This is a genomic window from Streptomyces coelicoflavus (genome assembly GCF_003112555.1).
GTDB classification, from domain to species: domain Bacteria; phylum Actinomycetota; class Actinomycetes; order Streptomycetales; family Streptomycetaceae; genus Streptomyces; species Streptomyces coelicoflavus.
This window is the reverse complement of the sequence record NZ_BEWB01000004.1, coordinates 371,149-390,513: the sequence shown is the minus strand read 5'-3', so window position 1 is coordinate 390,513 and position 19,365 is coordinate 371,149. Positions and strand designations below refer to the sequence as shown.

Annotated in this window: 12 protein-coding genes; 7 read left to right on the top strand and 5 right to left on the bottom strand. The window is 71.5% G+C overall.

Annotation, left to right across the window (positions count from 1 at the left end; translation table 11 throughout):
- The first annotated feature begins 152 nt into the window (after nucleotides 1-152).
- Complete coding sequence (locus tag Sco07f_RS10060; protein ID WP_108987598.1) at nucleotides 153-1,673, top strand: glycoside hydrolase family 3 protein; 1,521 nt, start codon at nucleotides 153-155, stop codon at nucleotides 1,671-1,673.
- 39 nt (nucleotides 1,674-1,712) lie between these two features.
- Here the strand turns inward: Sco07f_RS10060 and hemE are convergent, their stop codons facing one another.
- Nucleotides 1,713-2,780: a uroporphyrinogen decarboxylase gene (gene hemE / locus Sco07f_RS10055; protein WP_007445256.1), complete on the bottom strand. Its 1,068-nt coding sequence runs from the start codon at nucleotides 2,778-2,780 to the stop codon at nucleotides 1,713-1,715.
- A 149-nt stretch (nucleotides 2,781-2,929) separates the two neighbouring features.
- Between hemE and Sco07f_RS10050 the strand changes: the two genes are divergently transcribed.
- The 5 genes from Sco07f_RS10050 to Sco07f_RS10030 all read left to right on the top strand — a co-directional run bounded on the left by Sco07f_RS10050 (nucleotide 2,930) and on the right by Sco07f_RS10030 (nucleotide 9,617).
- Nucleotides 2,930-3,673: a DUF3000 domain-containing protein gene (locus Sco07f_RS10050; protein ID WP_042825429.1), complete on the top strand. Its 744-nt coding sequence runs from the start codon at nucleotides 2,930-2,932 to the stop codon at nucleotides 3,671-3,673.
- A gap of 293 nt (nucleotides 3,674-3,966) precedes the next feature.
- Complete coding sequence (locus tag Sco07f_RS10045) at nucleotides 3,967-4,629, top strand: response regulator transcription factor (RefSeq protein WP_003972894.1); 663 nt, start codon at nucleotides 3,967-3,969, stop codon at nucleotides 4,627-4,629.
- Between the two features lie 166 nt (nucleotides 4,630-4,795).
- The gene (locus Sco07f_RS10040; protein WP_164138673.1) at nucleotides 4,796-6,082 is read left to right on the top strand and encodes a ribonuclease D; all 1,287 of its coding nucleotides are present in this window, start codon (nucleotides 4,796-4,798) and stop codon (nucleotides 6,080-6,082) included.
- Between the two features lie 191 nt (nucleotides 6,083-6,273).
- The gene (locus Sco07f_RS10035) at nucleotides 6,274-7,491 is read left to right on the top strand and encodes a thiolase family protein (RefSeq protein WP_007445303.1); all 1,218 of its coding nucleotides are present in this window, start codon (nucleotides 6,274-6,276) and stop codon (nucleotides 7,489-7,491) included.
- A complete protein-coding gene (locus Sco07f_RS10030) occupies nucleotides 7,488-9,617 on the top strand; it encodes a 3-hydroxyacyl-CoA dehydrogenase NAD-binding domain-containing protein (RefSeq protein ID WP_054102314.1) in 2,130 nt (709 codons plus the stop codon). The genes Sco07f_RS10035 and Sco07f_RS10030 overlap by 4 nt, the downstream gene beginning before the upstream one ends.
- A 72-nt stretch (nucleotides 9,618-9,689) precedes the next feature.
- On the opposite strand, the gene Sco07f_RS10025 is transcribed toward Sco07f_RS10030, so the two are convergent.
- Genes Sco07f_RS10025 through Sco07f_RS10015 form a run of 3 tightly spaced genes read right to left on the bottom strand, consistent with a single transcriptional unit; the run spans nucleotide 9,690 to nucleotide 14,216 of the window.
- Nucleotides 9,690-11,201, bottom strand: coding sequence for a hypothetical protein (locus Sco07f_RS10025; RefSeq protein ID WP_007445321.1), 1,512 nt, complete (start codon nucleotides 11,199-11,201; stop codon nucleotides 9,690-9,692).
- Between the two features lie 46 nt (nucleotides 11,202-11,247).
- Nucleotides 11,248-12,705 (bottom strand): hypothetical protein, encoded by a 1,458-nt coding sequence (locus tag Sco07f_RS10020; RefSeq protein WP_007445319.1) that lies wholly within the window; start codon nucleotides 12,703-12,705, stop codon nucleotides 11,248-11,250.
- A 47-nt stretch (nucleotides 12,706-12,752) separates the two neighbouring features.
- A complete protein-coding gene (locus tag Sco07f_RS10015) occupies nucleotides 12,753-14,216 on the bottom strand; it encodes an Ig-like domain-containing protein (protein WP_108987597.1) in 1,464 nt (487 codons plus the stop codon).
- A gap of 71 nt (nucleotides 14,217-14,287) precedes the next feature.
- Between Sco07f_RS10015 and Sco07f_RS10010 the strand changes: the two genes are divergently transcribed.
- Nucleotides 14,288-15,196 (top strand): endonuclease/exonuclease/phosphatase family protein, encoded by a 909-nt coding sequence (locus Sco07f_RS10010; protein WP_108987596.1) that lies wholly within the window; start codon nucleotides 14,288-14,290, stop codon nucleotides 15,194-15,196.
- Nucleotides 15,197-15,270: 74 nt separating this feature from the next.
- On the opposite strand, the gene Sco07f_RS10005 is transcribed toward Sco07f_RS10010, so the two are convergent.
- Entirely contained in the window at nucleotides 15,271-19,146 is a 3,876-nt protein-coding gene (locus tag Sco07f_RS10005; RefSeq protein ID WP_108987796.1) for a bifunctional glycosyltransferase/CDP-glycerol:glycerophosphate glycerophosphotransferase, read from the bottom strand.
- Nucleotides 19,147-19,365: the final 219 nt, after the last annotated feature.

Here is a 19,365-nt window from a genome sequence, read left to right as displayed (position 1 = left end):
CAATGGACTAGACCAAGGGAAGGTGTCAACACCCCTCCGGACTAGGCAAGTTGTTACTTCCGAGTTGGGCGACGGCACCCTTGACACGTCTGGTTAACCTGAACGCGCACCCCCTTGGTCTATACCAAGAAGTCATCCGAAAGGCGCGGTCGATGTCCTCCAGCAAGCACAGCAGCGAGTTGCGTCGGCTCGCGCTCTCCGTCCTTCAACCGGGTTTCGTGGGCACCGAGGCCCCCGACTGGATCCTGCGCGACATCGGCGACGGACTGGCCTCCGTCGTGCTCTTCTCCCGCAACATCGTCTCCACCGAGCAGGTCGCCCGGCTGACCGCTCAGCTGCGCGCCGAGAACCCCGACCTGATCGTCGCGATCGACGAGGAGGCGGGAGACGTCACCCGCATCGAGTCCGCCACGGGCTCGTCCCGGCCGGGCAACTTCGCCCTCGGCACCGTCGACGACGCGGAGCTGACCGAGGCCGTCGCCGCCGACCTCGGCCGGCAGCTGCGCACCGCCGGGGTGAGCCTCGACTACGCGCCGAGCGCGGACGTCAACTCCAACCCGGACAACCCGATCATCGGCGTGCGCTCCTTCGGTTCGGACCCGGACGTGGTCGCCCGGCACACCGCCGCGTGGGTCCGCGGCCTCCAGTCGTCCGGCGTCGCCGCCTGCGCCAAGCACTTCCCCGGCCACGGGGACGTCGCCGTCGACTCCCACCACGACCTGCCGTCCTACCCGGCCGGGCGGGACGAGATCGCCGCCCAGGCGCTGCCCCCGTTCCGGGCCGCCGTCGCGGCCGGGGTGCGCGCGGTCATGAGCGGCCATCTGCTGGTGCCCGCCTACGACCCCGGCCTCCCGGCCACGCTGAGCCGGGCCATCCTCCACGGCCTGCTCCGCGAGGAGCTGGGCTTCGACGGCCTGGTCGTCAGCGACGCCATCGAGATGGGCGCCGTCACCCGCCGCCACGGCATCGACGGCGCCACGGTGAAGGCGGTCGCCGCCGGGGTGGACGCCGTCTGCGTGGGCGGCGAGAGCGCCGAGGAGGCCACGGTCGCACTGCTGGCCAAGGCGCTGACGGCCGCGTTGACCGGCGGGGAGCTGCCCGAGGAGCGGCTGGCCGAAGCGGCGGGCCGGGTACGGGAGTTCGCCCGCTGGTCGGCCGGGCTGCGGGCGGCCGGGTCCGCGGGCGAACCGGCCGGCGACGGCATCGGGCACGTCGCCGCACGCCGGGCCGTGCGGCTCACCGGCGCCGCGCGGGCCGCCCTGCCGCTGACGGCCGCGCCGCACGTGGTCGAGCTGGCGCCGGTGACCAACATGGCCATCGGCAAGGAGACCCCGTGGGGCGTGGCGGAACCGCTGCGCGAGCGGCTGCCCGGCACGACCTCCGTGCGGGTGCGCGGACAGGAGCTGGAGGAGGGGACGGTGGCGCTGGAGAGCTGTGCCCTCGCACCGGCCGCGGGGCGCCCGCTGGTGATCGTGGCCCGCGACGCGGCCCGGCACGCGTGGATGAGCCGTGCCGTGACCGGTCTGACCGCCGCCCGTCCGGACGCGATCGTGGTGGAGATGGGCCTGCCGGGCACCACGCCCGCCGCGGCCGCCCAGGTCTTCACCCACGGCGCGAGCGCGGCCTCGGGGGTGGCCGCGGCGGAGGTGCTCACGGACGGGTCCGCGGGCTGAGTCGCAGCCCTTCTGTACGGGGCCCCGGCACGGAGTGCGTCAGCGCGCGGTCTGCGTGTGGACGTACTCCACGAGGCGGGTCAGGGCGTCCGGGTCGGTGGTCGGCAGGACGCCGTGGCCGAGGTTGAAGACGTGGCCCTCGAGCCCCGCCGCCGCGTCCAGGATCTCGCGGGTCTTGGTCTCGACCGCTTCCCGCCCGGCGAAGAGGACGGCCGGGTCCAGGTTGCCCTGGAGCGCCTTGCCGGGGCCGACGCGCCGGGCGGCCTCGTCCAGCGGGACGCGCCAGTCGACGCCGACGACGTCCGCGCCCGCCTCGCCGAGGAGGCCCAGCAGCTCCCCGGTGCCGACGCCGAAGTGGATGCGCGGCACGCCGTACCCGGAGACGGCCTCGAAGACCTTGCGGGAGGCGGGCAGCACCGAGCGGCGGTAGTCCGCGGGGGACAGCGCGCCGACCCAGGAGTCGAAGAGCTGGACGGCGCTCGCGCCCGCCTCGATCTGCACCTTGAGGAAGGCGGCCGTGATGCCGGCGAGGCGGTCGAGCAGGTCGGCCCACAGCTGCGGGTCGCCGTACATGAGGGCCTTGGTGTGCTCGTGGTTGCGGGACGGGCCGCCCTCCACGAGGTAGCTCGCGAGGGTGAACGGCGCGCCCGCGAAGCCGATCAGCGGGGTGGCGCCCAGCTCGCGGGTGAGCAGGCCGAAGGCCTCGGTGACGTAGGCGACGTCCTCGGGGGTGAGCTCGCGCAGCCGCGCCAGGTCCGCGCGGGTGCGGATCGGGTCGGCGACGACCGGGCCGACGCCCGGCTTGATGTCGAGGTCGATGCCGATGGCCTTGAGCGGGACCACGATGTCGCTGAAGTAGATCGCCGCGTCCACGCCGTGCCTGCGCACCGGCTGGAGGGTGATCTCGGCGACCAGTTCCGGCCGCATGCACGACTCGAGCATCGGGATGCCCTCGCGCACCTTGAGGTACTCCGGCAGTGAGCGCCCGGCCTGCCGCATGAACCACACGGGCGTGTGCGGCACCGGCTCACGCCTGCACGCCTTGAGGAACGCGGAGTCGTACGTGGCGGTCGGCTGCTTGCCCGCGGGGCTCTGGTTGGCACTCACACGGGCAAGTCTCGCATGTCCCCCGCACGGCGCCGGACCGTGGGTGGGACGGCTCCCGCGCCCCCGCGGGACCGCGTGATCCGGACATCGCGCCCGCACGCGGGTGTCCCTCCCTGCGCCGGGCCGCCGTTCCGCTTAATGTTCCCCGCATGGCTGCGGCTCAGGGACGACTGTCGGACGGCGCTGGCGGAATGGACGACGCGAAGGGGACCGAGGAAGAGGCCCGGCACAAGGGGAGTCACAACGGGAACGACCCGAGTGGCGCGAGTGGCGGGAACGGCAAGAGTGGCGGGAGTGGCGGGAGTACGGCGCCGCCGGCCTTCGCGGCCGCCGTGGAGGCACTCAGGGCCGCGCGGCTGCGGCCGCAGATCGAGGTGGAGGCGACCCGCGCACCGCAGCGGCTCGCCCCGCACGCGTACGCGCTCGAAGCCGCCGTCGTCGACGGCGACGAGGACCTGGCCGACGGGCGGCTGGTGCTCCTGCACGACCCGGCCGGGCACGAGGCCTGGCACGGGACCTTCCGGCTGGTGACGCTGGTGCGGGCCGAACTCGAGCCGGAGATGGCGGCGGACCCGCTGCTGCCGGACGTGTGCTGGTCCTGGCTGACCGGCGCGCTCCAGGCGCGCGGGCTGACGTACGGGGAGCCCAGCGGCACGGTCACGCGTGCGAGTTCCCACTACTTCGGAGGGCTCTCGGCCCGGCCGTCCGCCTCGCAGATCGAGATCCGGGCGTCCTGGACGCCGCGCGAGGGTCTGGGCGGCGTCCCGGACACCGCGGCGCACCTCTCCTCGTGGTGCGACCTGCTGGCCCAGGTCGCGGGCCTGCCGCCGGCCGCGCCGGGCGACGCCTCGGTCGTGACGCTGCCGCAGCGGCGCGGCCCGCAGTCGCGCTGACACTCCACCAGCGGGCGTTCATCGTTCCGGGCGTGGGGTGCGCACGCCCGGAGGAGGTTCCGTCACTTTGTCGACACGGCCACTTTCGGCCTCGTATCGACAAAGTGTGAAACCGTTCGATCTTCGAATGATCGACAGCGTGTCCGAATTGCTCGGATTGTTACTCACCAGATCGTGATCATTCTCTAAAGGCGGACGCGTTCGGTGCCGAAGACGACTGTGACCTTGAAAGCACGGTTCATCCCGGCTTCACCCCCATGAGCCGGCTCCGTCCCCGCACCCCAGGAGGCCTGGTGTCCGTTCTCCTCGAGCAGCCTGCAAGCCTGGTCGCCTACCGCCCGAACAAGCCGACCGCCATGGTGGTCGTGGCCGACCCGCGCGTCCGTTCCACCGTCACCCGCCATCTGTGGGCGCTCGGTGTGCGCGACGTCATCGAGGCCTCGTCCGTCGCGGAGGCTCGTCCCCGCATCGGCAACCCCCGCGACATCTGCGTCGCCGACGTCCACCTCCCCGACGGCTCCGGCCTGACCCTGCTGTCGGAGACCCGCGCCGCGGGCTGGCCCAACGGGCTCGCCCTGTCCGCGGCCGACGACATCGGCGCCGTCCGCAACGCCCTCGCCGGCGGCGTCAAGGGCTACGTCGTCACCGGCACCCGTACCAACGTCGGGCTCCCCACCCGGCCGGGCGCCGCCCCCATCGGCGCCGCCGCCGCCCGTCTGCACCGCCGCCCCCCGGGCGCCCCGAGCCACCCGGGCGGCTACCGCGAGCTCTCCGGCCGCGAGGTCGAGGTGCTGCGCCTGGTCGCGGAGGGCCAGTCGAACAAGGCGATCGGCGTCTCGATGGGCCTGTCCGCACTGACCGTCAAGAGCCACCTGGCCCGCATCGCCCGCAAGCTCGGCACGGGCGACCGCGCCGGGATGGTCGCGGTGGCCCTGCGCACGGGCATCATCCACTGACCGCTCCGACCCCCGTCCTGACACTCCCCGCTCCCCGCCCCCCGCTCCCCCGACGACGTCCGGTGAAGCCGATCTTTCACTGACCTGACTGGTTTACGACCCCCCGGCGCCCGCCGACGGAACGTTCCGTCGGCGGGCGCCGTCGATCCACCGATACCCTTGACAGGTGACCGACGCCCACGAAACCGCAGCAGACCGTCCACAGCGCACCACCGGAGGCGCCCCTCCGGAAGACGCCGGATCTTCTGTGGGCCGGGCGCCGATCCCCTTGCTCGAACCACGCGAGGGCATTCCACCGGTGATCGCCGACGCGGACGCCCTCGCCGAGGTGACCGCCGCCTTCGCCGCCGGGAGCGGCCCCGTCGCCGTCGACGCCGAGCGCGCCTCCGGGTACCGCTACGGCCAGCGCGCGTACCTGGTGCAGCTGCGCCGCGCGGGCGCCGGGACGGCGCTGATCGACCCGGTGGCCTGCCCCGACCTCTCCGGTCTCGGCGCCGCGATCGCCGACACGGAGTGGGTGCTGCACGCGGCCACCCAGGACCTGCCGTGCCTGCGCGAAATAGGGATGGTGCCCACCCGCCTCTTCGACACCGAGCTGGCCGGGCGGCTCGCCGGGTTCCCGCGTGTCGGCCTCGGCGCGATGGTGGAGAACGTCCTGGGCTTCGTCCTGGAGAAGGGCCACTCGGCCGTCGACTGGTCGACGCGCCCGCTGCCCGAGCCCTGGCTGCGCTACGCCGCGCTCGACGTCGAGCTGCTGGTCGACCTGCGGGACGCCCTGGAGAAGGAGCTGGACCGGCAGGGCAAGCTGGAGTGGGCCCGGCAGGAGTTCCACGCCATCGCCTCGGCCCCGCCGCCCGAGCCGCGCAAGGACCCGTGGCGCCGCACGTCCGGCATGCACAAGGTGCGCCGGCGCCGTCAGCTCGCCGTGGTGCGGGAGCTGTGGCAGACCCGGGACCGGATCGCGCAGCGCCGGGACGTCTCCCCCGGCAAGGTGCTCGGGGACGCGGCCATCGTCGAGGCGGCACTCGCGCTGCCGCCCAACGCGCACGCACTGGCCGCGCTGAACGGCTTCGGGCGGGTGAACCGCCGGCAGCTGGAGCAGTGGCAGGTGTCGGTCGACCGGGCCAGGGTGCTGTCCGAGTCGCAGCTGCCGCAGCCCGGCCAGCCGGTGACCGGCCCGCCGCCGCCGCGTGCCTGGGCCGACAAGGACCCGGCCGCCGCGGCCCGGCTGACCGCGGCGCGCGCGGGCGTGACGGCGCTGGCCGAGCGGCTGAGCATGCCCCAGGAGAACCTGATCACGCCGGACACCGTGCGCCGGGTCTGCTGGGAGCCGCCCGCGACGGTCGACGCCGAGTCGGTGGGCGCGGCCCTCGCCGGGCACGGGGCCCGTCCCTGGCAGGTGGAGCAGGTGACGCCCGTACTGGTGGCGGCGCTGAGCGGGGAGACCTCGTAGCCGGACCGGCGGATTCCGGCCAAGGTCGGGGTGCGGCACGTCCTCCGGTGGTGTGACGGGCGGTGTGACCTTCGCCGCTCCCGCCGGGGGGACTGGGCAGCTACGTTACTCATAAGTAGCATGGGGCTGAGCGCGCGCTCAGTGCATGCGTGCCGCAGCAGTGCCATCCCGCACCCTGGAGGAGAGCCATCGTGCCTCGTACCGTCAGGGACGTCGTCTTCGTCGACGGCGTCCGCACCCCGTTCGGCAAGGCGGGCCCGAAGGGCGTCTACCACGAGACCCGCGCCGACGACCTGGTCGTGAAGGCGATCCGGGAGCTGCTGCGCCGCAACCCCGGTCTCGACCCCAAGAAGATCGACGAGGTCGCCGTCGCCGCGACCACGCAGATCGGCGACCAGGGCCTGACCATCGGCCGCACCGCCGGCATCCTGGCGGGCCTGCCCACCTCGGTCCCGGGCTACTCCATCGACCGCATGTGCGCGGGCGCCCTGACCGCCGTCACCTCGGTGGCCGGCTCGGTCGCCTTCGGCGCGTACGACGTCGCGATCGCGGGCGGTGTCGAGCACATGGGCCGCCACCCGATGGGCGAGGGCGTGGACCCGAACCCGCGGTTCGTCAGCGAGAAGCTGGTCGACGAGTCCGCCCTGTTCATGGGCATGACCGCCGAGAACCTGCACGACCGCTACCCGTCGATCACCAAGCAGCGCGCCGACGAGTACGCCGTGCGCTCGCAGGAGAAGGCCGCCAAGGCCTACGCCAACGGCCAGATCCAGGCCGACCTGGTGCCGGTCTCGGTGCGCCGCACCAACGAAGAGGCTGGCGAGACGGGCTGGGGCCTGGTCACCGCCGACGAGCCGATGCGCCCCGGCACCACGCTGGAGAACCTGGCGGGCCTGAAGACGCCGTTCCGCGTGCACGGCCGGGTCACCGCGGGCAACGCGGCCGGTCTGAACGACGGCGCCACCGCCTCCCTCATCGCGAGCGAGGACTTCGCCCGCGAGAACAACCTCCCCGTGAAGATGCGCCTGGTCGCGTACTCCTTCGCGGGCGTCGAGCCGGAGGTCATGGGCTACGGCCCGATCCCGGCCACGGAGAAGGCCCTGGCCCAGGCCGGGCTGTCCATCGACGACATCGGCCTGTTCGAGATCAACGAGGCCTTCGCCGTCCAGGTCCTCGCCTTCCTGGAGCACTACGGCATCGCCGACGACGACGCGCGCGTCAACCAGTACGGCGGCGCCATCGCCTTCGGCCACCCGCTGGCCTCCTCCGGCGTCCGGCTGATGACGCAGCTGGCCCGGCAGTTCGAGGAGCAGCCGCACGTCCGCTACGGCCTGACCACCATGTGCGTCGGCTTCGGCATGGGCGCGACGGTCATCTGGGAGAACCCGCACTTCGAGGGGGACAAGTGAGCACCACCGCAGAGCTGCTGAAGGGTGCGGCCGAGCTGTTCCCCGGCGAGGTCGTCACGCAGGCGCACGTACGCCACTTCGACCTGCCCCTGGGCGCCGGGCGCTTCGCCCTCGTCACCCTGGACAACGGCCACGACCACACCAAGCCGACCACGCTCGGCCCGCAGTCGCTGGCGAACATCGACGCCGCGCTCGACCAGGTCGAGAAGGAGGCCGCGGACGGCGACATCGTCGGCGTCGGCGTCACCGGCAAGCCGTTCATCTTCGCGGTGGGCGCCGACCTCAAGGGCGTCGAGCTGCTCAAGCGGCACGAGGACGCGCTGGCCATCGGCAAGGGCGGCCACGACGTCCTCAAGCGCCTGGCGAACCTCGCGGTGCCGTCCTTCGCGTACTACAACGGCGCGGCCATGGGCGGCGGCGTGGAGATCGGCCTGCACTGCACCTACCGCACGGTGTCCGCGGCGCTCCCCGCCTTCTCCCTCCCCGAGGTCTTCCTCGGCCTGGTCCCCGGCTGGGGCGGCTGCACGCTACTGCCGAACCTGATCGGCGCCGACAAGGCCGTCTCGGTGATCATCGAGAACAGCCTCAACCAGAACAAGCAGCTCAAGGGCAAGCAGGTCCACGAACTCGGCATCGCGGACGCGATCTTCGAGGGTGCGGACTTCCTGGAGCAGTCGCTGCTGTGGACGGCGTCCGTCCTCAAGGGCGAGATCACCGTCGAGCGTCCGCTGATCGACCGCGGCGAGGCCTGGGACCAGGCCGTCGCCAAGGGCCGCTTCATCGCCGACGGCAAGGTGCACGGCGCCGCCCCGGCCGCCTACCGCGCCCTGGACATCATCGCCGCCGCCAAGAACGGCGACCTCCAGCAGGGCTACGACGCCGAGGACCAGGCCCTCGCCGACCTGATCATGGGCGGCGAACTGCGCTCCGGCATCTACGCCTTCAACCTGGTCCAGAAGCGCGGCAAGCGCCCCGCGGGCGCCCCGGACAAGTCGCTGGCCCGCCCGGTCACCAAGGTGGGCGTCGTCGGCGCCGGCCTGATGGCCTCGCAGCTGGCGCTGCTCTTCCTGCGCCGCCTGGAGGTGCCGGTCGTCCTCACGGACATCGACCAGGAGCGCGTCGACAAGGGTGTGGGCTACGTCCACGCCGAGATCGACAAGCTGCTCGGCAAGGGCCGTATCAACCAGGACAAGGCGAACCGCCTCAAGGCCCTGGTGACCGGCGTCCTGGACAAGGCCGAGGGCTTCGCGGACGCGGACTTCGTCATCGAGGCCGTCTTCGAGGAGATGGGCGTCAAGCAGAAGGTCTTCGCCGAGGTCGAGGCGGTGGCCCCCGCGCACGCGATCCTGGCCACGAACACCTCCTCCCTCTCCGTCTCCGAGATGGCGTCGAAGCTGAAGCACCCCGAGCGGGTCGTCGGCTTCCACTTCTTCAACCCGGTCGCGATCCTCCCCCTGCTGGAGATCGTGCGCGGCGAGCAGACCGACGAGGCCTCGCTGGCCACGGCGTTCGGCGTCGCCAAGAAGCTGAAGAAGACCGCGGTCCTGGTCAAGGACGCCCCGGCGTTCGTGGTCAACCGCATCCTGACCCGCTTCATGGGCGAGATCCAGAACGTCATCGACGAGGGCACGCCGGTCGCGGTGGCGGAGAAGGCGGTGGAGCCCCTCGGCCTGCCGATGTCCCCGCTGGTCCTCCTGGAGCTGGTCGGCCCGGCCATCGGCCTGCACGTCTCGGAGACCCTCAACCGGGCCTTCCCGGAGCGCTTCACGGTCTCCCCGAACCTGAAGGCGGTCGTGGAGGCGGGCAAGCGCGGCTTCTACGTCTACGACAGCGGCAAGCCGGAGCTGGACCCGGAGGTCGCCGCCCTCCTCAAGCAGGGCGACTCCGTCCTGACCGAGGAGCAGGTCCGCGACCGCGTCCTGGACGCGGTGGCCCAGGAGATCGGCCTGATGCTCGACGAGGGCGTCGTCGCCGAGGCCCAGGACATCGACCTCTGCCTGATCACCGGCGCCGGCTGGCCCTTCCACCTGGGCGGCATCACGCCGTACCTGGACCGCGAGGGCGTCGCCGAGCGGGTGAACGGGAAGCGGTTCCTGGAGGCGGGGGTGGCGAGCGTGCCGGCGTAGGCACACTGCTCGCAGCCCGGGAGGGGCCCCACCGGAAGACCGGTGGGGCCCCTTCGCGTGCCGTGGCGCCGCTCAGTACCCGTAGGGCGCGGCACCCGTCGTGGCGTGGGCGACGGCGAAGGGCACCAAGGTGGCCGGGGACTCGGTCCCGACGGCGTCCACGGCGAACACCTCGACGCTGTGCCTGCCCTCCTGCCAGGGCCACCCGGAGTCCCAGGTCCAGCGGCCGTCGACCGCGACCGGGCCCCCGCCCAGGAGCGTGCCGGCGGCTCGGAAGCCCACCTGCGCCGCGCCCCGGGCGAGGCCGGTGAAGCGCACCGCCGTCCCGGCGATCTGCTCGTACGCCACCGGGGAGTGCACCGTCGGGGCCGGCAGCTGTCCCTGTCCCTGCCCCTCCATGAGGGGCGCTCCGGCGGACGCGGGGGCCGCTGCCGGGGCGGCACCGCCCACGGCGGCGTCCACCGTGGTGAACGCTACGACGACGCCCTTGGTGTGGCCCCCGTCGGCGTCCCAGGCGACGGCCTTCACCTGGTGCCTGCCCTTGCTCCACGGCTTGCTCAGCTGCCAGGACCACGTGCCGTCGGTCGCCACCGACGGCGAGCCGAGGAACTTGCCGTGCTCCCACAGGCTCACGCGCACGGCTCCACGGGCAACGCCACTGAAGTACACGCCGTTGACGGGCAGTTCGGTACCCGGAAGCGGATGCGTCACCGTGGGCGGGGCGATGCCGGTGGGCTTGTCCCGCGAGGTGTCGGACAGGTACGCCTCGATCGCCGACGTGTCCCGGTCCGGCTCCTCGAAGCCGTTGCGCACCATCCCGAGCCGCGGCGGGAGCCCGTCGGCGAGCATGTTCAGCAGCCCCATCAGGAAGGGGACGTTGCGCCGGGTGACCTGGGCGTGGCCGGTGATGTAGGGGGACTCGCTGAAGATGAAGTTGAAGTTGTCGTGCCCCTGGAAGAGGCCGAGGAACGGCTCGACCTGCTCCGCGTACTGCTCGTCCTGCGGCGAGGACAGGACGTAGATGTTGGAGTGCCGGCCCGCCCCGGAGCGCGCCAGGTCGGGCAGGATCGCGTCGACGGCACGGACGTTCTCCTCGGGCACCCCCTCGCCCAGCATGAAGCGGGCGACCTTGGGGTGCACCGTCCTGACGTAGGTGCCGACCAGGAACTGCGGCACGAGGGCGACGATGTTGCCGAAGCCGTACCGCATGCCGAAGTAGAGGGCCGCGCTGCCGCCCTTGGAGCCGCCCCACATGGTGACGCGGTCGGGGGTCAGCCCCAGGGCGTTCATCACCTTGGAGATGACCCCGACCACGGACTGCTCCAGGCCGAAGTCCATGCCCTCGCACAGGTAGTAGCTGTTCATGCCGTGGAAGCGGTCACGGATCCAGAGGATGTTGGCCCGTACCGGGTCCAGGACACCGTTCGACCATCCGTAGTCGTCGGTGACCGCGAAGTTGGCGAACACGACGACGAGGTGGCGGTTGCCCCCCTTCGCGTGCGTGAACCGGTACTCGACGGGATGGGTCCCGGAGGTGTCGATCCCGCTGATCAGCTCTCTTGCTTTCGACGGTGCTTTGGGCATGTGCGGCTTCCACTCATGAGTTGTTCGGCATGGGTCGCTCGGACGGTCAGTACCGCGGCATGACGTACCCGGCCGGTGCTGAGGAGGGGGTGACGGTGAAGGGGACCTGGGCGGGAGCGGACTCCGTGCCGTCCGGGCCGAGCGCGACGACCACTACCAGATGCTGCCCTTGCGGCCACACCACGCCGGGGTTCCAGGCCCAGGTCCCGTCGGGCAGGGTCCCGTTGGCGCCGAGCAGTGCGCCGTTCTCGTAGAACCGGATCTCCACCGCTCCGGGCGCGATGCCGCGGAAGCCGACCGCCGTGTCCGCGACCTCCTGATGCGCCGCGGGCACGGAGACGACGGGCGGCAGCATCCCCGGGACCGCCACCCCGTCCGTGGTGGTGAAGGCCAGTTCCGTCGTCGGCGAGTGGAAACCCGACGCATCGACCGCGAAGACCTTGACGCGGTGCTCTCCCTCGGTCCACGGCCCGCCGCGCTCCCACAGCCAGCTGCCGTCGGCGGCGACCTGCGGAGAGCCCAGGAACTTGCCCTTCTCCCACAGGCTCACCCGCACCGCTCCGTGGGCGGTACCGGTGAACCGCCAGCCCGTCCGGGGCAGCTGCCCGCCGGCCGCCGGCACGGTCACCAGCGGAGGCCCGAAGGCTCCCTGCTCCTTGACCTTGGCGGTCGCACCGAGGAAGTCGTCGATGGCGGAGGTGTCCCGGTCGGGCTCCTCGTAGCCGTGGCGGGTCAGTCCGAGGCGTGGGGTGATCCCCTCGACCAGGAGGTAGGCGAGCCCCAGGAGAGGCGGCACGTTCCGCACCGTCACCTGGTTGTGTTCCCGGATGAAGGGGGACTCGCTGTGGAGGTAGTTGAAGTTCGGGTATCGGCGCAGCGGTTCGAGGAAGGGCTCGACCTGGCTGCGGTACTGCTCGTCCTGCGGTGACGACACCAGGTAGATGTGGCACTCGAGGCCGGCCCCCGACGCCAGCAGGTCGGGCAGGACCGAGTCCAGGACCCGGGCGTTCTCCGCCGGCAGGCCCTCTCCCAGCATGGACCGGCCGACCTTCGGATAGGTCTCGCGCACGAAGGTGCCGATGAGGAACTGCGGGACGCAGGCGACCACGTTGCGGAACCCGTAGCGCAACCCGAAGTAGAGAGCCGCGCTGCCGCCCTTCGAACTGCCCCAGAGCGTGACGTCGTTCGGGGTGAGCTCGAGGGCGCGCATCACCTTGGCGATGAGATCGGCGACGGACCGCTCGACGGAGAAGTCCATCTCGCGGCACAGGTAGTAGGTGAGCCCGCCGTCGAAACGGTCACGGATCCACAGGATGTTGGACCGCAGGTCGTCGAGGACACCGGTGGACCAGCCGTAGTCGTCCGGAGCCGCCAGGTTGGCGAAGACCACGGTCAGGTGACGGTTGCCCTTCTTGGCGTGGGCGAACCTGTACTCGACGGGGTGTGCACCGGAGGTGTCGATCCCGGTGATGATCTGGCGCCCCTTCGACGCTGCTTTGGGCATGTGCGGCTTCCACTCGTGAGGTTGATCCGGTTCGGCGGCCGTGCGGGTCAGTACGGCGGCGGGTAGTGCCCGGCGGGTGCGGAGGCGTTCACCACGGTGAAGCCGGCCGCTGCGGGCGGGGACTGGCTGCCGTACGCGTCCACCGCCACGACCTCGACCAGGTGCGGCCCCTGCGGCCACGGCCGGCCCGCGTCCCAGCCCCAGATCCCGTCCGGCGCGACCGCCACCGCGCCCAGGAACACGCCGTTCTCCCGGAAACCCACCTGTACCGCGCCGGGCGCGGTGCCGTGGAACGCGACCGACGCCCCCACCTGCTGCTGCGGCGCGGGGACGGAGACGACCGGCGCGGCGGGCGCGGCCGGGCCCGCGGCGGGACCGGACACCACCGTGAAGGGCACCTCGATCCGGCCGGAGTGGAAACCGGCCGGGTCCACCGCGAAGATCTTGACCAGGTGCTTGCCCGCGGCCCACGGCTTGGCCGCCTGCCAGGACCAGGTACCGTCGGCCGCCACGTCCGGCGACGCCACGAACTTGCCGTTCTTCCACATGCTCACCCGGACCGCTCCCGGGGCGAGCCCCTCGAAGCGGACGCCGGTGTCCGGGACCTGGCCGTTGAAGGCCGGCGCGGTCACCACCGGGGGCGCGAACGCGTCGGTGTCCTGGACCTTCGAGGTGGCGGAGAGGTAGGCGGCGATGTCCGACTGGTCGCGGTCGAACTCCTCGGCCGCGTGCCGCACGAACCCGAGGCGCGGGGCGTAACCGTCGGCCAGCAGGTTCAGCAGACCGACCAGCGCGGGGACGTTCCGTCGTGTCACCGTGGCGTGGCCGGTGATCGTCGGCGACTCGCTGTACATGAAGTTGAAGTTCTCGTAGCCCTGGAACATCCCGAGGAAGGGCTCCACCTGCACGGTGTAGTGCTCGTCCTGCGGCGAGGAGAGCACGTAGATGTTGGCCCCGGGGTTCGCCCCGCCGCGCACCAGGTCGGGCAGGAGGGCGTCCAGGACCCGGGCGTTGTGCGGCGCCTGGGCCCCCTCGCCGAGCATGTACGCGGAGACCTTGGGATGCCGCTTCTCCAGGGCGTCGCCGATGAGGAACTGCGGGACGATCGCCACGACGTTCCGGTAGCCGTAGCGCAGCCCGAAGTAGAACGCCGCGCTGCCGCCCTTGGAGCCGCCCCACAGCGTGACCTGGTCCGGCGTGAGGCCCAGCGACCGCATGACGTTCGAGATGAGGTTCTGTACCGAGTCCGCCAGGCCGAAGTCCATGTTCCGGCACAGGTAGTAGGCGTTCATGCCGTCGAAGCGGTCGCGAATCCACAGGATGTTGGCGCGCACGTTGTCGAAGACGCCGTTGGACCAGCCGTAGTCCTCGGGCGCCGAGAAGTTGGCGAACACGACGACGAGGTGACGGTTGCCGCTCTTGGCGTACGAGAACCGGTACTCGACCGGGAACGCCCCCGACGCCTCGATCCCGTTGAACAGCTTGCGGCCGCTCGAGGGTGCTTTGGACATGTACGGAACTCCACTCTCAGGGGCAGATCGTCGGATTGGCTCCGAATCATCTGATCGGACATGATGTCGGGATGCCTCCCACGGCTTCCCCGCTCACGCCTCGCCGTCGCCGACGCCTCGGCCTGTTCGCCCTGGCGTCGGTGCTCGCGGTGTCGGGCCTCCTGGCGGCGGTGCTGAGCCCGGACGGCGCGCACCGTGCGCGGCCGCGGCTCTCCGACGGCACCCTGACGGTCGCCACCTGGAACATGTGCGGCGTCCGGCAGTGGGGTTGCGCGGACACCGGCAGCGATGCGGCCAAGCGGCGGGCGGTGGAGCGGCTGGTGCGGGCGGGCGCCGACGTCGTACTGCTCCAGGAGGCCTGCGCCACGCACGCCGAGTCGGTGCGCGCCGCGCTCGGTGACTCCTGGCAGCTGGCCTTCCGCTCCTACACCTGGCGCACCGGCGCCGGGCACGGGGGAACGGTCCGCTGCGAGGGGCAGGGCCTGGGTTCCGCCGGCATCGCGATCCTCTCGGCCCGCCCGCTGTCCTCGGTGCGGTCGGTGCCCTCGCGTCAGCCCGTGGCCGGGGTGGGACGCGGCATCCTGTGCGCGAGCGTCGCGGCCGTCGACGTCCGGGTGTGCAACGCGCACCTGAGCGTTCCCGACGCCGACCGGGCGCACCCCACGTGGGAGTACCGGGACGACCAGTTGAGGGCGCTGGTCGCGGCGGTGCCGGGGCGGCGCTCCGTGTTCGGCGGCGACTTCAACCTGAACCCGCCGGGGGCCCGCAACGCCTCCGGCTGGGTGTGGCCGTCCGTCGCCTACGACACGTACCGGGAGTGCGACCAGAGCGCCGCGCCGGACCGGTCGGCCAGGCCGACGCACGTGTCGGGCCACAAACTCGACTACCTCTTCACCGGGTTGCCCAAGTCGGCCTGCACGGTGCGCGACACCGGCGTCTCCGACCACCGGGCGCTGCTGATGCGTGTGGCGACCCGCTGAGGCGACGCCGGAGCGGCGCCCGGCCCCGCCTCGGAGGGCGGGGCCGGGCGCCGGACGCGTGGACGACGGCGTGGTCATGGGGTGCAGGCCGGCTGCCCGGTCCTCGCCGGGCCGGTCCACGCCTCGGAGGTGTGTTCCGGGCCGGGCGGTGCGGGCAGCGCGGGCAGGGCACTCACGGCCCGGTCCGGACCGGTTCCGGCGGGCACCGGCCGGCGCGGTGCGGAGAACCAGTTGCTCGTGTGCCCCCGCACCGGGGTCATGGGGCGCCCCGAGTGCCTGGTGTCGACGGTGCCGACGGCCGGCGCGTGGGCCTGACCGGCCGCGAGGTCCCCGCCCGCCACGAGCATCCGGTCGGCGAGCCGGGCCGAGGCGTAGCCGTCGTCCAGGTCGCAGAACTCCCGCTGGAACCAGCGGTACCGCTCGGCGTAGGCCTCCTGGACCCGGTCGATCTGTTCCACCGCCGACACCAGGACCTCGGAGGTGTCCAGCAGGGGTCCGGGGGCGCTGCCCGCGAAGTCGAAGTAGAAGCCGCGCAGGGTGTCCCGGTAGTGCTCCAGGTCGTAGGTGAAGAAGAGGATGGGCCGGCCGGTGTTGACGAAGTCGAACATGAGCGACGAGTAGTCCGTGATCATGATGTCGGTGATCAGGGAGAGGTCGGCCATGTCCGGGTAGTCGGAGACGTCGAAGACGAACCCGTCGCCCGCGCCCGGCACCGGGTCCACGACGTTGGGGTGGCGGCGGACCAGCAGGACGTGTTCGTCGCCCAGCCTCGCGCGGGCGTCGGCGAGGTCGATGCGGAAGTCCAGCTTGTACTTGCCCGGCGCGTAGTACTGGTCGTCGCGCCACGTGGGGGCGTACATGACGACCCGCTTGCCCTCGGGCAGGCCGATCCGGCGCCGGATCTCCTGCTCCCGCTGCTCGGTACCGGACAGCCGCAGGATGTCGTTGCGCGGGTAGCCCGACTCCACCATCTCGCCGGGGAAGCCGAAGGCGCGCTGGAGGATGGGGGTGGAGAAGCTGTTGGGCGACACCAGCATGTCCCAGTTCTGCACCTCCTTCTCGACCCGCTCCAGGTAGCGCTGGTCCGCGAAGTGGATGGACTCGATGTCGTGGCCGATCTTCTTCAACGGGGTGCCGTGCCACGTCTGGACGACGATCTGCCCCTCCCGCTTCTGGAACCAGTCCGGGAGGTGGTTGTTGGCGACGACGTACCTGCTGGTGGCGAGGGCCTCGTACCATTCGGGCGACCACATGCGGATCGGGATCGCGGTGTGCGGCACGTCCACCTGGTCGTCGCGCACCACCCACAGGTGTTCGAGGTCGGTGCCGCGCCGCAGCAGTTCCTCGTGCAGGGCACGGGGGCTGTCCGAGTACTGGGTGCCCTTGAAGGCGTCGAAGAGGACGGCGGGGCGCACCCGCTGCCGGCGGGCCGCCGGGTACGCCTTGGTGCGCAGCAGCTTCTGCCGGTAGGGGCCGCGGGCATGGTCGGGCATGGCCGAGTGGACCAGCAGGGACAGCCGGTCGTAGGCCTCGGCCTCCAGTTCGTAGCGCCGCTCGTTCGCCTCGTAGTCCTCGGGGAAGGCCGGGATGAGGTCCTGCTCGATCTTGACCATGAGGTCTTCGAGGCGGTCTTCCCTGGCCACGGACGACAGGTCCTGGCGGCGCAGGAAGAAGTCCCAGCGGCCGGCCGCGAGCGGGATGTCCCCGGCCAGGGTCCGCATGGCGGCGGGGCTGAGCAGGCACCGGAACTCGTTGCCGTTCCACTCCACCGGGACCTCGCGCTCCGCGCCGTGCGCGCGGGAGCGGACCACCAGGTGCGCGTCCTGGTACTCCCGCGGCGACAGGCGGTCGGCGGCCAGGTACTGGCCGTGGATCTCCAGCACGCCGTCGGCGCGCCAGGAGAACGCCTTCGCCGTGGGCAGGGTGGCCCGCTCGAAGAGCACCAGGTAGCCGGAGCCGTTGCGGTGGACCACGACCTCGCGGTCGCCTTCCCGGGTCTGGAGGGAGTCGGGCATGCGGTAGTGCCCGTCCGGCGTCTCCTCGGCCATGACCGGGTAGATGGCCGTCTTGCGGCCCTCCACGTGAAGGGTCGTCTTCCAGCCGTTGCTGCCCATGCTCCAGGACTGCGGAATGTCCGTGCCCGCGTCGGCGTCGGCCCGGAAGGACGGCACCAGTGAGCGCAGCGGAAGCCTGGCCGCGAAGGTGCACCAGCCGTCGCCGCCCGCCGTGAAGTAGACCTTGCCGTCGTGCTGGCCCGAGCCGCTCAGACTGGTGACGCGCAGCTTGCCCCACTCGGGCACGCGGGGACCGAGGTACACGCCGCGCAGCTCCAGCTGGTCGCCGACGACGCGGTGCGCGGTGATCCGGCAGCGGACGATCTCCACCCGGAGCTTCAGCTTGCCCTGGAGGAAGACCGGGAGGATACGGGTGTTCTTGTCGACGTAGCGGTACGGCGGGTTGGCCGCGGTTCCGGCCCCGCCCCGGTCGATGCCGCGGTACCGGAACAGCCCGCGGCTGAGGACGCCGGTGGCCACGTCCCAGGTTCCCTCGACCCACTCCCCCTTGCGCTTCAGGCGGGTCGTGTCGATCCGGGCCTCGAAGCCGGCCCAGTCGTAGCAGTAACGATTCTGGTTGGAGCGCTCGGTGGCCTGGGGCGCGTAGGTGGTCTTCGCCGTGGTGATCACCATGCGTCCCTGCTTCTTGTTCCGCAGGGCGATCGCCTTCACCGACATGTGCCGCTTGTGCACGTTGATGAAGCGCACGTACGCGGTCCCGCTCAGGGTCAGCAGGTGGCCGTTGGTGCTCCAGCGGGCCTCGCCGAGCGAACCGTGCAGGGAGAGTTCCTTGTCGAGCCGGAACGCCTTCTTGTCCAGTCCGACACCGCGGTCGCCGAGGTAGGGGTACTTCAGGTAGCGGTGGAAGCGGCGCTGGACCGGCATCGGACCGCCGCGGCGCTCGAACTCGATGACCTCCAGGAGCTCGGTCAGCCGCCACTCGCGCACCAGCAGCCACTTGACCCGGGCGTCCGCGGGCAGTTCGTCGATGATGGTGAGGTCGGCCTCGTCGAGGAAGTCGTTGGCCCACTGCATGAACGACTGGCGGTACTCGTCGTCCGCGTCCGGCAGCACCTTGAGGTGCAGCATCAGGTCGGACTTCAGGCAGGCCATGTCGTACTTGCGCTTGCTCTCCTCGTACTGGCGCGAGCGCCGGTCCGCGAGGAAGCGGCTGACCGACTGCACCGCCGCGACCCGGTCGCGCAGGTTGGACAGCTCCGTGTGGCGCTGGGTGATGGACGGTGCCGCCCCGCCCTCGCGCCGGCGCCAGAAGTAGACGATGTCGGTGATGACGTCGACCTTGGCGGCCCGGAAATGGGCGTACATGTTGACCCAGGAGTCCTCGTACATGACGCCCTCGGGGAAGGCGATGTAGTGGTAGTCCCAGAACGACCGGCGGAACATCTTGTTCCAGACCGTCCGGTCGTAGATCAGCGCCTCGAACCTGGTGATGTGGGTGCCGCGCCGGTTCTTCTGCATCGGGCCCTTGTGCAGCGGTGACTGCCACTTCTTGGTGGAGTTCATCATCTGCACGTTGCCCGACACGAAGTCCGACTCGGATCCCTCGAGGGTGCGGACCAGCAGGCCGTAGGCGTACTCGGGGATGACGTCGTCGCCGTCCACGAAGGCCAGGAACTCGCCCCGGGGGTGCATGGCCCGCAGCCCGGTGTTGCGCGCGTGTCCGGGACCCTGCGAGTGCTGGCGGATCAGACGGAAGCGCGGGTCGGCGGCGCAGAAGTCGGCGGCGATGCGTGTCGAGCCGTCGGTGGAGCCGTCATCGACGAGGATCACCTCGAAGTCGCGGAAGGACTGCCGTGCGATCGATTCCAGGCACTCGGCGAGATAGCTCTCGACGTCCTGGAAGGGCACGACAATGCTCAGACGCGGATGATCCACCAACTCGTACTCCTACCAAGACATTTCGCGCCCAGCGGGCTGTTGCCGGTCCACACTGGACATCCCCACCCCTGGCCGGTGGCGGCTCGCGGGCCCCCTGCACCGCCTCGTGCGCCACCGGCAAAACCCCTGACGGCCGGAAAGCCCCCCTTCACGGCCGTCACAGGTCCGCCACATCTTATGTCACTCTTAAGGACGGTCAAGGCCAGTTAATGTGGC